This window comes from Chitinophaga oryziterrae (assembly GCF_009758125.1).
In the GTDB taxonomy this organism is placed as follows: domain Bacteria; phylum Bacteroidota; class Bacteroidia; order Chitinophagales; family Chitinophagaceae; genus Chitinophaga; species Chitinophaga oryziterrae.
Genome location: NZ_WRXO01000007.1, coordinates 87,408 through 102,990 on the forward strand (window position 1 = coordinate 87,408; position 15,583 = coordinate 102,990).

At 44.2% G+C, this 15,583-nt stretch carries 14 protein-coding genes; 12 read left to right on the forward strand and 2 right to left on the reverse strand.

The genetic code is table 11. From position 1 onward, the window contains the following. Nucleotides 1-4: 4 nt before the first annotated feature. Nucleotides 5-907: an NAD(P)H-binding protein gene (locus GO495_RS22010; RefSeq protein WP_157301892.1), complete on the reverse strand. Its 903-nt coding sequence runs from the start codon at nucleotides 905-907 to the stop codon at nucleotides 5-7. Between the two features lie 220 nt (nucleotides 908-1,127). Here GO495_RS22010 and GO495_RS22015 point away from each other — a divergent pair, with 220 nt between their 5' ends. The 6 genes from GO495_RS22015 (at nucleotide 1,128) to GO495_RS22040 (ending at nucleotide 8,542) form a co-directional block, all read left to right on the forward strand. Then, the gene (locus GO495_RS22015; RefSeq protein WP_157301893.1) at nucleotides 1,128-1,877 is read left to right on the forward strand and encodes a ThuA domain-containing protein; all 750 of its coding nucleotides are present in this window, start codon (nucleotides 1,128-1,130) and stop codon (nucleotides 1,875-1,877) included. A 172-nt stretch (nucleotides 1,878-2,049) separates the two neighbouring features. Next, nucleotides 2,050-2,670 carry a GNAT family N-acetyltransferase gene (locus GO495_RS22020; RefSeq protein ID WP_157301894.1) on the forward strand — a complete coding sequence of 207 codons (621 nt, stop codon included), beginning with the start codon at nucleotides 2,050-2,052 and terminating at the stop codon, nucleotides 2,668-2,670. A gap of 12 nt (nucleotides 2,671-2,682) precedes the next feature. After that, nucleotides 2,683-4,488, forward strand: a complete 1,806-nt coding sequence (locus tag GO495_RS22025) for an IucA/IucC family protein (RefSeq protein ID WP_157301895.1) — start codon at nucleotides 2,683-2,685, stop codon at nucleotides 4,486-4,488. Further along, nucleotides 4,489-5,994 (forward strand): pyridoxal phosphate-dependent decarboxylase family protein, encoded by a 1,506-nt coding sequence (locus GO495_RS22030; protein ID WP_157301896.1) that lies wholly within the window; start codon nucleotides 4,489-4,491, stop codon nucleotides 5,992-5,994. A 2-nt stretch (nucleotides 5,995-5,996) separates the two neighbouring features. Beyond that, nucleotides 5,997-7,313 (forward strand): lysine N(6)-hydroxylase/L-ornithine N(5)-oxygenase family protein, encoded by a 1,317-nt coding sequence (locus tag GO495_RS22035; protein ID WP_157301897.1) that lies wholly within the window; start codon nucleotides 5,997-5,999, stop codon nucleotides 7,311-7,313. Beyond that, on the forward strand, nucleotides 7,313-8,542 hold the full coding sequence (locus GO495_RS22040; RefSeq protein ID WP_157301898.1) for a TCR/Tet family MFS transporter: 1,230 nt from the start codon (nucleotides 7,313-7,315) through the stop codon (nucleotides 8,540-8,542). Before GO495_RS22035 ends, GO495_RS22040 begins: the two co-directional genes overlap by 1 nt. Nucleotides 8,543-8,580: 38 nt before the next feature. Here GO495_RS22040 and GO495_RS22045 read toward each other — a convergent pair whose 3' ends face one another. Beyond that, nucleotides 8,581-9,621 (reverse strand): hypothetical protein, encoded by a 1,041-nt coding sequence (locus tag GO495_RS22045; protein WP_157301899.1) that lies wholly within the window; start codon nucleotides 9,619-9,621, stop codon nucleotides 8,581-8,583. A gap of 443 nt (nucleotides 9,622-10,064) precedes the next feature. Between GO495_RS22045 and spt the strand changes: the two genes are divergently transcribed. From spt to GO495_RS22075, 6 genes are read left to right on the forward strand one after another with little or no spacing between them, the layout of a single operon-like run. Continuing rightward, complete coding sequence (spt, locus tag GO495_RS22050) at nucleotides 10,065-11,270, forward strand: serine palmitoyltransferase (RefSeq protein WP_157301900.1); 1,206 nt, start codon at nucleotides 10,065-10,067, stop codon at nucleotides 11,268-11,270. After that, entirely contained in the window at nucleotides 11,267-12,427 is a 1,161-nt protein-coding gene (locus tag GO495_RS22055) for a hypothetical protein (protein WP_157301901.1), read from the forward strand. The genes spt and GO495_RS22055 overlap by 4 nt, the downstream gene beginning before the upstream one ends. After that, nucleotides 12,424-13,407 carry an NAD-dependent epimerase/dehydratase family protein gene (locus GO495_RS22060; RefSeq protein ID WP_157301902.1) on the forward strand — a complete coding sequence of 328 codons (984 nt, stop codon included), beginning with the start codon at nucleotides 12,424-12,426 and terminating at the stop codon, nucleotides 13,405-13,407. Before GO495_RS22055 ends, GO495_RS22060 begins: the two co-directional genes overlap by 4 nt. Nucleotides 13,408-13,426: 19 nt before the next feature. Continuing rightward, the gene (locus GO495_RS22065; protein ID WP_157301903.1) at nucleotides 13,427-14,764 is read left to right on the forward strand and encodes an inositol-3-phosphate synthase; all 1,338 of its coding nucleotides are present in this window, start codon (nucleotides 13,427-13,429) and stop codon (nucleotides 14,762-14,764) included. Next, on the forward strand, nucleotides 14,748-15,206 hold the full coding sequence (locus GO495_RS22070) for a phosphatidylglycerophosphatase A family protein (RefSeq protein ID WP_157301904.1): 459 nt from the start codon (nucleotides 14,748-14,750) through the stop codon (nucleotides 15,204-15,206). Before GO495_RS22065 ends, GO495_RS22070 begins: the two co-directional genes overlap by 17 nt. Next, the gene (locus GO495_RS22075) at nucleotides 15,207-15,578 is read left to right on the forward strand and encodes a GtrA family protein (RefSeq protein WP_157301906.1); all 372 of its coding nucleotides are present in this window, start codon (nucleotides 15,207-15,209) and stop codon (nucleotides 15,576-15,578) included. Nucleotides 15,579-15,583 lie beyond the last annotated feature (5 nt).

Consider the following 15,583-nt stretch of genomic DNA (forward strand, 5'->3'; position numbering starts at 1 on the left):
AATTTTATTGATTATAAACCGATGCAAATTCTTTGGCGAAATCTGCCATTTTCACTTTGCCCAGGGTCGGTTTGTTGCGGTAATAATCTTCGTATAAACTACCACTCCCTTGTGCGGCTTGCATTTCAACAAGGCCATTTGCAATCCACTCGTTCACTCCGGCTGCTAACATACCATTCAGGATTTGTTCGCCGGGAATCGCCAGCCATTTCAAATCTGGCATTCCGATCGCTTCGCCTATAATTTTTGCCACTTCATTTGGTGAAACTTCATCGCTTGCTATGTAACGTACTGTTCTGCCATCAAAAGGTTTTTCCATTTCTTCAGCGATGGTAGCCGCAATATCCAGCGGTGAAACCCAGGGCTCTTTTTGATCTCCTCCATAATTTTGTATGATAGCACCTTCCGTTTTTATGTTTTTCATATATCTGAATATATTGGTATAAAAGCCAACAGGTCTCATGAATTTTATGGAAACATCATTGGGTAGTTGTTTCAGGATATTTTCTACGGCATTATGAAGAAAGAGACTGCCATTTCCTTTGTTCGTATGGGCGCCTATACTGCTTAAATGTACGATGTGTTTTACCCCGGACAGCTCCACCGCTTTTTTGTAATTGTTGCCGATCTTATTAAAACCAGCAACAAAATCCACATCTTTGTCAAAGATGTTACCAATACCTTCCCACGCCTCCATCAGGTAAACAATATCTGCTCCTTTGAATGTTTCCGATAAAAAATCTGTGTCCTGCATGGTGCCAATTGCTGCTTTTGCCCCTAATGCTTCAATTGCTGTTTGTCTTTCAGCTTTGCTGCTGATGACAGTTACCGAATGTCCTTTTTGAACCAGCTCTTGTGTTAACGGTTTCCCTATGTTTCCTATAGAACCTGTAATTACGATGTTCATATTGCTGCTTTTGTTGTAGCAAAGGTGGGCTATTGTCAAAAAGCAGATCTAACCTAATTGAGGATTTTCGTAACCTAAATGAGAATATTAGTGTAATGTCCTTGCGCCGGCCCCGGCTTAAAACACGAAAGCCGCTATTAACCACTGAACCCCTGTTATTGGCTGATTAATCATTAAAAAGTAAAGAAAAAGGCAAATTATTTATACATTAGGAATAGTTATGAAAAGAATGCTGTTACTGGTGTGTATCACCATCCTGTCTCTTACTACTACTGCAAAGCCCCGCTTCAGGGTACTGGCGCTATATGAAAATGGCGGACATCATGTTGCTTATTCCAAAGCGGCTAAGGAATGGCTGAACCACCTGGCGGCAGACAGCGGCTTCGCGATTGACTATATTCAGAACACGGATAGCATTGATGATGCTTACCTGCGCAGGTACCAGCTTTTTATACAACTGGATTATGCCCCTTATGCCTGGAAGGAAAAAGCGGTGAAGGCTTTTGAGAAATATATTACAGAAGGCAGGGGTGGATGGATAGGATTCCATCATGCTACCCTGCTGGGTGAATTTGATGGTTATCCCATATGGGAATGGTTCCACCAGTTCATGGGTGATATCCGCTGGAAAGATTATATCGCTGATTTTGCGGTGGGAGAGGTGCATGTAGAAGATAGCAAACATCCGGTCATGCGTGGGGTACCTGCTACTTTTTCCGTGAAAACAGAAGAATGGTATACCTATGATAAGAGCCCCCGTCCGAATGTACATGTGATTGCCAATGTAGATGAATCCTCTTATATACCTGCTTCAGAAAAGAAGATGGGAGATCATCCTGTAATATGGACGAACCTCAGATATAAAGCCCGGAATATTTATATTTTCATGGGGCATTCTCCGGACTTATTTGAAAATACCGCCTATCAGACCATTTTCAGGAATGCAATTAGCTGGGCTTCTAAAAAATAATGTACCTGGTATTACGTCTTCCCGCTTGCGTAAATTAAATTCCGTTTTTGATCATCCCTCCAAACCTTTTTACAATAGCTTCGCTGAAATTTAAAAACAAAAACCCGGCGTTATAGGATGATACCATATCTATAACTATTCTACAGACGAACCCATATACAACGACAGAGGTATGCAACAACAGCGTAACAAATGTGGTGACCACATACCGGCATTCCTATGTCCGGAAAACGGCACTTTCTTCGATAAAATCATTCCAGCTGCTGGTCATTTTCATTTGAGACCATTACAACTGGAGAAAGATATTCCCCTGATACATGAATGGGTGAATAAGGCGTATGCAGTATACTGGCAATTGCAGAACAGCACTATAGAAAAGGTGACTGCCATGTATGCCGATCTTATTAAGACACCACATATACAGCCCTTCATGGGATTTTATAATGATCAACCCGCATTCCTGGTTGAATTTTATGATGCAGAGAAAGATCGTATCGGGAAATATTATGATGCACAACCCGGTGATTACGGATTTCATATCCTGATGTCCCCTCCCGCTGCTCCCATCAAAAATTTTACCTGGAATGTGTTTACTATCATCATGGATTTTCTCTTTAATGATGCCAGCGTAAAGAGACTTATCGTAGAACCGGATGCCAGGAATGAGAAGATACACTTACTGAATAAACGCGCTGGCTTTGAATACCAGCACTTCATCACATTGCCCGAAAAAACCGCTCACCTGGCCTTTTGCTCCAGGGAGTCTTACAAAACTGCTTTGGAAAATATTTAAAAAAACAAAATAATGATTCCCTCAAACAAGTTCTCCCCCGGAGATGCAATAATGCATCTGCAGCCGGAGCTATGGGCGCATGTTAACACTTTGCATCTTCGTAAAATCATCAGTGAATTTGCGCATGAATTATTAATACAACCTGTTCTTTCTTACGAAAAAGAAGGATGGGGGCATTATATATTAAAGGCGGATACACCTGGTGTCGAATACCATTTCCGGGCGCAGATACTGAGTCTGGAACACTGGTATATAGATAAAGATTCTATGGAGAAGTTCAACCAGCAGAAAAAAGCGCCGCTGGATTCTATCAGCTTCATCCTGGAATTTCAGACGAGCATAGGTATCAGTGCAGAGATCCTTCCCAAGTACCTGGAGGAGATCTGTAGTACCTTATACGGCAGCGCCTATATGCATGCACAGGATGGCTTTTCTTCTGAAGATCTTACCCGCGCAGACTATCAGCAAACGGAACATGCCATGATGGAAGGACATCCTTCTTTTGTTGCCAACAACGGCCGTATCGGCTTTGATGCTATCGACTACCAGGCATATGCACCTGAAGCGGATGCTCCCTTGTCTCTTATATGGATTGCGGGGCATGAAAGCAGAGCGGTATATACCGGTACGCGTGAGTTGCCTTACAAAACATTGCTGGCACAGGAACTGGATAAAGATACGCTGGTGGCCTTTGATGAGGTGCTGACCAGGCAAGGGCTTGATCCTGCTGAATATGTGTATATGCCTGTGCATCCCTGGCAGTGGTATAATAAACTGGTGCACATTTTTGCAGCGGATATTGCTACCCGTAATATGGTGTTGTTAGGTAACAGCAAGGATATTTACCTGGCGCAGCAGTCTATCCGTACCTTCTTTAATATCAGTCAGCCTCAACGTTTTTATGTGAAGGTTGCGCTGTCCATTTTGAACATGGGCTTCATGCGTGGGCTTTCTCCTTATTACATGAAAACTACGCCGCCTGTTACTGAATGGATCAGGGAAGAGCTGGGACCGGATGAATATTTAAAAGAGAAAGGTTTTGTATTACTGGGAGAAGTGGCAACTGTCGGTTACCGCAATCTCTATTATGAAATGGCCGCGGATAGTCCGTATAAAAAAATGCTGGCAACATTATGGAGAGAAAGTCCGGTATCCTTGTTACGATCTGGTCAGCGACTGATGACAATGGCTGCGTTGTTACATGTAGACCGGCAGGGTAAAGCCTTATTACCCGCGCTGATCCGTTCCTCTGGTTTAGATACCGGCAGCTGGCTGGAAAGGTACCTGGATTGTTATCTCAGTCCGTTATTACATTGTTTCTATTATCATGATATGGTGTTTATGCCGCATGGCGAAAACCTGATCCTGATACTGGAGAATAATGTGCCGGTACGTGCTATCATGAAAGATATTACGGAAGAAGTGGCCATCATGAATAATGATAAAGTACTGCCGGATAATATCAAACGACTGGCTATCACGGTAACGGATGAAGTAAAAGTATTGTCCATCTTCACAGATGTGTTTGATTATATCTTCCGCTACATCGGTCATATCCTTGTGGAACATACTGATTATCCACAGGAACAGTTCTGGGAACTGGTAGCAGACTGCATCAATGTTTACCAGGTATCACATCCTGAACTGGAAGCTAAGTTCAAAGCCTGCGATTTATTCGCTCCTGAATTTATAAGATCATGTCTTAACCGTTTACAGATCGGTAATAACCAGCAAATGGTCGATCTGTCAGACCCTATTAAAAACCTGCAGTTTATAGGCACATTAAAGAATCCTGTGGCTGGTTTAAAACTAAATTAAATGAATACTCCTCAATATAAACATATCTTTTACGAAGGTAACAGCAGCGAATACAGCAAAGCTATCCAACTGGCCAGTGAATCAGTCGTACGCTTTCTGGAGAAGAATAAAAAGCCTTTCTCCGGTGTTACGCCTGCGCAACTGAGAGCAGTGATGGCCCCGATAGACCTGAACGCGCCTTTGCCTGATTATGCATCGCTGCTGGAAGAAGTAGAGAAACTGTATTCAGATCATGCCATTGCATTTCATCTGCCACAATATATTGCGCACCTCAACTGCCCGGTAGTGATACCTGCTATTGCAGCAGAAGTATTGATCACAGCAATTAACTCATCCCTGGATACCTGGGACCAGAGCGCCGGTGGTACGCTGATAGAACAGCGTATGATTACCTGGACATGCAATGAGATAGGCTATGACAGCAACGGGGATGGGGTGTTCACAAGTGGAGGGACGCAGAGTAACCTGATGGGATTATTGCTGGCGCGTGATCATTATGCAAAGGAATACCTGCGCTATAATATCAAACAAAAAGGGTTACCGGCAGAATCTTCCCGCTTCAGGATTTTTGTATCGGAGATGGGACATTTCAGTATTAAGAAGAATGCAGCTTTACTGGGACTGGGTGAACAGTCGGTGGTGGCGATCCCGTCTGACGGATACCGTATGAATACTACTTTGCTGGAAGAGGCGATTCAATCAGAACTGGAAGAAGGGAATATTCCGATTGCCATTGTGGCTACTGCGGGTACTACCGACTTTGGGAATATCGATCCGTTGCAGCAGATAGGGCAGATAGCTGCTAAATACAGGTTATGGTTCCATGTGGATGCTGCCTATGGTTGTGGCCTGCTGCTAAGTTCCAGATACAGGCACTTATTGAATGGCATAGAAATGGCCGATTCTGTTACTACAGATTATCATAAATCTTTCTTCCAGCCTGTGAGCAGCAGTGCTTTTTTAGTGAAACATACACGTTCGCTGGACCTGTTAAAACATCATGCAGATTATCTGAATCCTAAAGAACATGATGAAGATGGTTTACCTAACCAGGTGAATAAATCTATCCAGACCACCCGTCGTTTTGATGCATTGAAATTGTGGTTCACCTTACGTTTAATGGGTAAACAGCAACTGGGTAACTATATCGAAACAATCATAGATACATCTGCTGCTGTTGCAGATATGATTCAGCAGGATGTGGATTTTGATCTGCTGAGTTTTTCCGATATCAGTGCACTGGTATTCCGGTATTACCCGGAAAGACTGGATGAGGAAAGTGTTTGTGCGGTGAATCAGTATATCAAAAAAGAACTGTTCAAAGAAGGGGCTGCGTTGGTAGCGGGTACAAGGATCAATGGATCGTTTTATCTGAAATTTACCTTGCTCAATCCGCTGACGACTACTGAAGATGTAGCGAAGATATTACAGATCATTAAAGACCACGGGGCTGATTATCTCAAACACCATAAACAAGCACTGAGTAAAACCAGGGAAATAGCATAACTATGAAAACATATGATATTATAGGAATAGGCATTGGACCTTTTAATCTTGGTCTTGCTGCGTTACTGCAACCGGTTAATAAATTGAATGCGGTGTTCTTTGATCAGGCGCCGGGGTTCGACTGGCATCCTGGTCTGATGCTGAGTAATGCGACTCTGCAGGTACCTTTTATGGCAGATCTTGTAACGATGGCAGATCCTACCAGCACGTACAGCTTTCTTAATTATATGAAACAGGCCGGTAAGCTGTATCGTTTCTATATCCGCGAAGATTTCTTTATGCTGCGCAAAGAGTATAACGCTTATTGCAAATGGGTAGCAGAACAGTTATCTTCTCTTAAATTCTCTCATAAAGTTGTTTCTATAGAATATAGCGGAGTATATGCGGTAACAGTAGAAAATCTGTTAACAAATAAAACAACTGTATACCACGCACAAAAGCTGGTGCTAGGTACAGGAACACAACCGCATCTTCCTGAATTTGCCCAAAAAGGCATCTTCCCTAAAGTGATTCATACCTCTGAATATCTCTCTTATAAATCATCTATCTGTTCTCATGCTTCAGTGAGTATTATTGGTTCCGGCCAGAGCGCTGCTGAGATATTCAATGACCTGTTACCCGTGGCGGCTGATGGTTTGCAACTGAACTGGTTTACCCGTCCGGACAGGTTCTTTCCTTTGGAGTATTCAAAGCTGACACTGGAACTCACTTCTCCTGAATATGTAGACTATTTCCATAGTATGCCTGCGGAGGGCAGAAAGCAGTTATTATCTAAACAGAATCCGTTGTTTAAAGGGATTAATTACGATCTCATTAACCAGATATTTGATACGCTGTATGAGATGAATGTAGATCAGGATGTGACGAATATACAGTTACGGCCTAATGTACAACTGGATAATATCAGCGCGAAGGCGGATGGCAGTTATACCTTACAACTGCGGCAGTTACAGCAGGAAGTGTCTTTTACCTGCGACACTGATTTTGTAATTCTGGCTACCGGTTATAAGTATAAGGAACCAGCGTTTATCAAAGGTATTAGTGAACGTATTTGTCGTACGGTCGATCAGTTGTATGATGTGCAACGCAACTATACTATTGATATTAACAGTGATGAAATATTTGTGCAGAACGCAGAGTTACACACACATGGATTTGTGACACCGGACCTTGGAATGGGGGCGTATAGAAACTCCTGTATTATTAATGCAATAGCGGGAGAGGAGATTTATAAAGTAGAGAAAAGGATTGCCTTCCAGCAGTTTGGTGTTTCTGAAGAAGAGCTGGCGGTAACGCAGCATGATAAAGCATATTTGTAATGAAGAATATTTCTGGGTCGAATAAAGCCCGTGCAGCGCTGGGCTTTATTTTTATTACTTTATTGATAGATGTAACGGGATTAGGGATTATCATTCCTGTGCTGCCTAAACTCATAGAGCAGTTGATTCATGGCAATATCAGTGAGGCTGCCGCCTATGGTGGCTGGCTCACTTTCGCTTATGCCATTGTGCAGTTTATCTGTGCACCGGTGCTCGGTAACCTGAGTGACCGTTATGGCAGACGCCCGGTATTACTCCTTTCGCTGCTGGGTTTCGGACTGGATTATTTCTTCATGGCATTTGCACCTTCTGTCGTCTGGCTTTTTGCCGGAAGGATCCTGTCCGGTATTACCGGCGCCAGTTTCACTACTGCTGCCGCTTATATCGCAGATGTAAGTACAGCAGAGAAACGTACACAAAACTTTGGATTGATAGGAGCGGCCTTCGGTCTTGGTTTTATATTGGGGCCTATGTTGGGTGGATTATTAGGTCAGTTTGGAACAAAAGCGCCTTTCCTGGCCGCAGGTGTTTTGAGTTTACTGAATGTGGTGTATGGCTATTTTGTATTGCCGGAATCATTGCCATTAGCTGACCGCCGACCTTTTGAATGGAAAAGGGCCAACCCGGTAGGAGCTTTGGTGCAGATAAAGAAATACCCGATGGTGTATGGGCTGATAGTTACATTGATCATGTTGTATATCGCCAGTAATGGGGTGCAAAGTACCTGGGCATTTTACGGGATACAGAAGTTTCGCTGGGATGAAGCCCGGGTAGGCTATTCGCTGGCCTTTAGCGGCCTGCTGGTGGGCATTGTTCAACTGGGGTTGATACGTATTGTCATTCCCCGTATAGGGACCGTAAAAAGCCTGTATGCGGGTTTATTGTTTTACGCCTTCGGGCTGATGCTGTTTGCTTTTGCTACGGATGGCTGGATGATGTTTGCTATCCTGATTCCTTATTCATTGGGGAATATTGCCAGTCCGGCCTTACAGAGTATTATTACCGGGCAGGTAGCTTCTGCCGAACAGGGTGAATTGCAGGGAGGGTTAACGAGTCTGATGAGTGTGACGACTATCATTGCCCCGCCTTTTATGTCTAATCTCTTTGCTTATTTCACCGGGCAGAGCGCACCATTTATATTTCCGGGGGCACCGTTTTTTCTAAGTGCTTTGCTGGTGATGGTGAGTATCTGGTTTGCCGCAAAAAGTTTACGATTAAAGAGAGTATAAAAAAAGAGGCAGCCTTTAAGACTGCCTCTTTCGTATAATTAATTACGACTTCTTCCTGCTCTGGAAGATCTTCCACCGGAAGACCTGCCACCCTGGTAAGACCTGCCACCTGAATTGGCCGGTCTTGAAGGCTGATAGGTCCTGCCGCCGGTATTACCGCTACCCATTCTCGAAGGCTGGTAGGTCCTGCCACCTGAATTGCCAGGTCTTGAAGGCTGATAATTGGAAGTCCTGCCGCCAGGATTACCATTCGTTACTCTTGAAGGCTGGTAGTTGTTACCATTGTAAGTCCTTGGTCCACGGGTTGCGCGGTAGTTATTCACTATCACCCTGTTGCGGTTGATCACAGTTACGGAGCTGGTCCTGTAAGGGCGATACATCACACGGGCAGGCGGGATCCTGCGGGTATTCACCACTATGTAGCGGGTGTTATAACGATAGTAATACGGGTGGTAATAATGCCATGGCATTGGTCTCCATGGGCGCCACCATACAGGGTGTGAGTACCAGCTCCAGGGAGAGACCCACACTACATAAGCAGGAGCGTATACGAATCTTACACAAGGCCAGAACCATACATTTACAATAATACCGTCGGGAGAGGAAGCAGACGGTCCATGTGTAGCCGGAGAATAATTGAAGGCATTATCAGCTTCCGGGGCCGGTTCAGCAATCCTCGCCTCTCCATAAATATCATTATCCCCTTCAATCTGTATCACGGCATTTTCTTCTGCCGTTTTCTGCAATGAGATCACCGCAATATCCTGGCTTTCGTTTTCAGACACCACTGCCTGCAGGATAAATACCTGTACATCACCATCTTTTTTATTAATTACCTTGATATAATCGATGTTGCCATCGGCATTCAGGTCCAGGTTATTCACCTTATTTTCTTCCGAGTTCAGCGCTTTTTCAAAAGCTTCGGGGGAAGAGGATTGTTTGAACATCTCCAGGGCGCCCTGAAGACTGAAGTTATCGCCAGGTAAGCCTGTAGAATCCTGATCAGGCTGATCCTGTGCCTTTACAGTAACAGTCAGCAGCGTTAGGAACAGGGCCGGCAAAAAATAGCGGATTTGCATAAATAAAGGTTTTTGAACGCGTATTAAGTTTGACTCATCAATTTACAAATGGTTTAATTACATTATATAACAGATTGACCAGCAGGCTGGCAATTGTAGTATATGTGTAATCTTTTATTGTCCATTTATATTTTTTTGTATGTGATATAGTTTTTTTGACTAATTTCGTGCCATAGTCAGGAATTGGACAAAAAACCTTCCTGCAGTTACTTAAAACTACAACTTCAAAGCTGTTTGTACCGCCATTTTATTTGCTTGAACCACAACTCTCAAACTGTTAGGCGTCCCGATTAGAGAACTGCTTAAACTACAACTCGCATACTGCAATTATATTATTTCGACACTGCGCATTTGCAGGTCTGTTCCCTGTTGTTTTCAACAGCTATAGATCTTCAGACTCGCCTGAAGTCTGAGGTAGTGTTATGTCTTTTAAGATTTATGAGATGAGCAAAATGTTAGGATCGAAAATGGCCATGTTAGCCAGGGTGAATAGTACAAAAGAAAAGGGTTTATATCCTTATTTCAGGCCTATTACCTCTTCCCAGGACACAGAGGTTTTTATAGATGGGAAGAAGGTATTGATGTTTGGTTCCAATTCATACCTGGGACTGACTAATCACCCGAGAATAAAAGAAGCAGCCATGCAGGCTATTGCAAAATACGGCACTGGTTGCGCAGGTTCGAGATTCCTGAATGGAACGCTGGACCTTCATCTGGAACTGGAAAACAAACTGGCGAAGTTTGTAGGGAAAGAGTCGGCAATTGTGTTCAGTACAGGGTTTCAGGCTAACCTCGGAGTACTGTCGAGTGTTACCGGCCGTAATGATTATATTCTGCTGGATGAACTGGATCACGCCTCGATTATAGATGGCAGTCGTCTTTCTTTTTCAAAAGTGATCAAGTTCCGTCATAATAATATGGAAGACCTGGAAGCAAAATTACAGGTACTTCCGCAGTCATCTTTAAGGTTGATCGCTGTAGATGGCGTATTCAGTATGGAGGGGGATATCGCCCGTTTACCGGAAATCGTGTCCCTTGCAGAAGCATATGGCGCCCATGTAATGGTAGACGATGCACATGGTTTAGGGGTATTGGGACAGCAGGGCGCAGGCACGGCTTCTCACTTCGGGTTAACAGACCAGGTAGACCTCATCATGGGAACCTTCAGCAAATCGCTGGCTTCCCTGGGAGGTTTTATCGCCGGAGATACTGATATGATCGAATATCTGAAACATACTGCCAGGTCGCTCATCTTCAGCGCCAGCATGACGCCCGCTTCCGCGGCCAGTGTGATAGCAGCGCTGGACCTTATCACTTCAGAACCTGAACATATTCAGCGTCTGTGGGAGAATACCAATTATGCACGCACATTATTAAATGAATATGGGTTCGATATGGGGGAAGTATCCGAAACTCCCGTTATACCTATTTATATCAGGGATGAAGAAAAGGTATTTTATATCACCCGTTTACTGCAGGACGAAGGAGTATTTGTAAACCCTGTAGTTCCCCCGGCAGTATCCCCGGATGCAACACTGATCAGATTTTCCCTGATGGCCAGTCATACATTCAGCCAGATAGAAACGGCGGTCGAAAAATTATCAGACGCCTTCATACAGGCGGGAATTCCTTTAAAGGTAAAAATATGATAGAGACATTAGAGAAACCAACCAGGTCAGACACCGGTTTGCGTATTCAACGTGTTATCTCCAAAAAAGAACTCCAGCTCTTCATAGATTTCCCCCATGAGCTTTACCGGTATGATGATAATTATGTACCGGAACTCTTCATCGCACAGCGGGACATGCTTTCCTGGAAGAAACATCCTTTCCATGAACATTCAGTGGTACAGTTGTTCCTGGCTTACCGCCATGATACTGTAGTGGGGAGGATCGCTGCCATCAACAATAATAATCACAATACTTTCAATAACGCACAGGATGGTTTTTTTGGTTTTTACGACTGTATTAATGATCAGGAAGTAAGTGATGCCCTGCTGAAGACCGCTGCCAGCTGGCTCAAAGGGCACGGACTAAAAACCATTATCGGGCCGGTGAACTTCTCCACCAACGAAACCTGCGGGCTCCTGATAGAAGGGTTCGACAGTGCGCCGGTGATCATGATGACGTACAACCGTCCCTATTATATAGACCTGCTGGAAAATGCAGGACTGCGCGAGAAAGTAACGTTGCTGGCGTGGAAGATCACCGTGAATGCGCTGGATGATAAACCGTACCGGTTGATGCCAATGTTAAAGGAAAGGCTGGCAAAACGGGATATCACTATCCGCAAGGTGAATATGAAAAAATATAAGGAAGAGGTAAAGAAAATCCATGAAGTCTATAACAGTGCCTGGAATGAAAACCTGGGCTTTGTTCCTATGACAGAAAAGGAGTTCGACTATCTCGCCAATGATATGAAACTGATCATGGACCCGGATTTCTGCCTGGTAGCAGAACAGAATGGCAAAGCAATAGGATTTGCACTCTGTATCCCGGATATGAACCAGGTTTTTATTAAAATAAAACGCGGACGCTTATTACCGTCCGGTATTTTCAAATTATTGTTCAACCGCAAAAAGGTAAAGGCCGTGCGTGTAATAGCCCTTGGGGTACTGGAGCCTTACCGGAAAATGGGAATAGAAGCGTGTTTCTACGGAGAACTGATCCAAAGAAGCTGGCAGAAAGGAATCGTGTTTGCAGAAGCCTCCTGGATACTGGAACATAATGATCTCATGAACAAAGCGCTGATGCATATAAATGCAGATCCCTACAAGCGGTACAGGATCTATGAAAAATCATTATGAAACCAAGGATTTTAATTACCGGTGCCAGTGGATTTGTAGGATATCATCTGATATCGGCAGCTTATGATGCCGGTATGGAAGTACATGCTGCTATCAGATCTTCCAGTAACATTTCTCATCTGCAACATTTTAACCTCAGGTATGTTATTCCTGATTATACGGACCAGGAGAGTTTATGCAAACTCCTGGAAGAGCATCAGTATGATTACATCATTCATGCAGCGGGTACCACCAAAGCGCGTACAGGAGCGGATTATGATGCTGTAAATGCCATGTATACACTGAATCTGGCACAGGCAGCCCAAAAGGCTGCTATCCCGCTGAAGAAATTTGTATTCATCAGCAGCCTGGCTGCTCTTGGCCCGGTAGCCTATGATGCAGCATGGCCTGTACCCGACGGAGCAGATGCCAATCCGGTTACGCTGTACGGCAAAAGCAAGCTGCGGGCAGAAAAGTACCTGGCCACTATGACTGCCCTGCCATGGATCGTTTTGCGGCCCACAGCAGTATATGGTCCCCTGGAGAAGGACCTGTTCGTGCTGTTCAAAACATTTAAAAAGGGATTTGAATTTCATATGGGAAGGGAACCCCAGCAACTGAGTTTTGTATATGTGAAAGACCTTGCAGATGCTGTGATGCTGGCATTAACATCGCCTTCTATACAAACGGGTTATAATATATCCGATGGGCATAGTTATAGCAGATATGCGCTGGCAGACATCTCCCGGCGTATTTTTGGCGTACGTATGTTACGGATCCATGTGCCCCTTGCATTAGCAAAGCCTGCAATTACCCTTTTAGAAAAGATGAGTCGTGGGATTCCATTGCTGAATAACGATAAACTGCTGGAAGTGAGCGCCCCCAGCTGGAATTGTAACATACAGCAAATTAAGAGGGACCTTGGTTACAATCCCGCTTATAACCTTGAAAAAGGTATGAAAGAGACAATTGAATGGTACACCAACAATAAATGGTTTTAGATTAAATTAAAGCAAACCAATGAAACATCAAATCAAAGAGGCACAGGGTAAGTTGGGCATATTAATGCCCGGGCTTGGCGCTGTTGCCACCACGTTTATCGCAGGAGTAGAAGCAATTAAGAAAGGGCTCTCAAAACCTGTTGGTTCTGTTACGCAGATGGGTAATATCCGCCTGGGTAAAAGAACGGAAAATAGAAACCCCTTCATCAAGGATTTCGTATCATTAGCTAACCTCAATGATTTAGTATTTGGTGGATGGGACGTTTATGAAGATAATGTTTACACGGCTGCCGTAAAAGCAGAGGTACTGGACCGCTTTCTCCTGGAATCCGTTCGTCCTGAACTGGAATCTATAGTACCGATGAAGGCCGCATTTGACAAAAGTTTTGTTAAGAACCTCGATGGCACACACGTAAAAGAGTTTAAAACACGTTATGACCTGGCTGAGGCCGTAAAAAAAGACATTACAGACTTTAAGCAAAAGAACGGTTGCGACCGTATCGTATTGGTTTGGTGTGGCTCTACGGAGATATACCACGAAGCGGCAGACGTACATTCATCCCTGGCTAAATTTGAACAGGGCCTGAAAGACAACGATGCCCGCATTGCTCCCAGTATGATTTACGCATATGCGGCCATCAGCATGGGCATTCCTTTCGCCAACGGAGCGCCTAACCTTACCTGTGATATCCCGGCCCTGACCGAACTGGCCAGGAAAACGGCCACTCCGATCGGTGGGAAAGATTTTAAAACAGGCCAGACCTTAATGAAAACCATCCTGGCTCCGGGTATTCAGGCACGTGCTTTGGGTATGGAAGGCTGGTTTTCTACGAACATACTGGGTAACCGTGACGGCTGGGTGCTGGACGATCCTGATAACTTTAAAACCAAGGAAGTTTCCAAGCTGGGCGTGCTGGAAGACATTCTGCAACCTGAACTTTCACCGGACCTGTATGGGGATTTGTACCATAAGATCAGGATCAATTATTACCCTCCGCGTAAAGACAATAAAGAGAGTTGGGATAACATTGATATCTTTGGGTGGTTAGGGTATAAAATGCAGATAAAAGTAAACTTCCTGTGCCGTGATTCAATCCTGGCAGCACCCATTGTGCTGGACCTTGCTTTGTTCATCGATTTTGCCAAACGGGCAGGTATGAGTGGGATACAGGAGTGGTTGTCATTCTATTTTAAATCGCCTCAGACAGCACCGGGATTACGCCCCGAACATGACATTTTTAAACAATTAGCCAAATTGCAGAATACGCTCCGTTACCTGATGGGTGAAGACTTGATCACCCACCTGGGACTGGACTACTACGAAGAAATATTTTCAACGGATGATCAGAATACATAAAATGATGGCTACCAGTCTCGGCATCGGGTACATCGGTAAAGGCGGCGGAACGGTCGCAGCTGCAGTTGCAGCACTTTGCTGGTACCTGGTGCTGGCTGGCCAGCATCAGCCGGGATACGGCCCTTTAATTTTTACCATTGCCATTACCTTACTGGGCGTCTGGTCTGGAAATGAAGTAGAGCCCTACTGGGGCAAAGACGATAAAAAAGTGGTGATCGATGAAGTGGCAGGCATGTGCATCAGCTTACTTTTCCTGCCCGTAAACTGGAAATATGTGCTGGCGGGATTAGTATTATTTCGCTTTTTCGATATTCGTAAACCTTTGTTAATAAGGAAATTGGAAGTACTGCCAGGGGGGTGGGGAGTGATGTTTGATGATGTGCTGGCGGGAATTTATTCAAACCTGATTTTACAGGTAGTATTTTATTTTAATCTGCTGTAGATGCCGTGGAAGTTTATAAAGGCGCAGGCCTCTTCACTGGCCGCTACAGGAGTGGATTATTCAACAGCTCTTTTGCTTAACTACCTGGAATGCTGGTATATAGCGGCTAATATAGCCGGTAGCGTTGCAGGGGGTATTACCAACTTTCATGTAAACAGACAATGGGTATTTGAGAAGGAAAACAAGGCGGTCAGCGTACAGGCGGTCAAATACGTTCTTGTATGGGTAGGCAATATGTTACTGAATACAGGGGGTGTCTGGGGACTGGTAAATTATGAAATATTGCCTTATGTTTACGCCAAAATTACAGTGAATTTAATCGTAGGTTTTACCTATAACTATATAATACAGAAGCGATTCGTTTTTAAATGATCTTG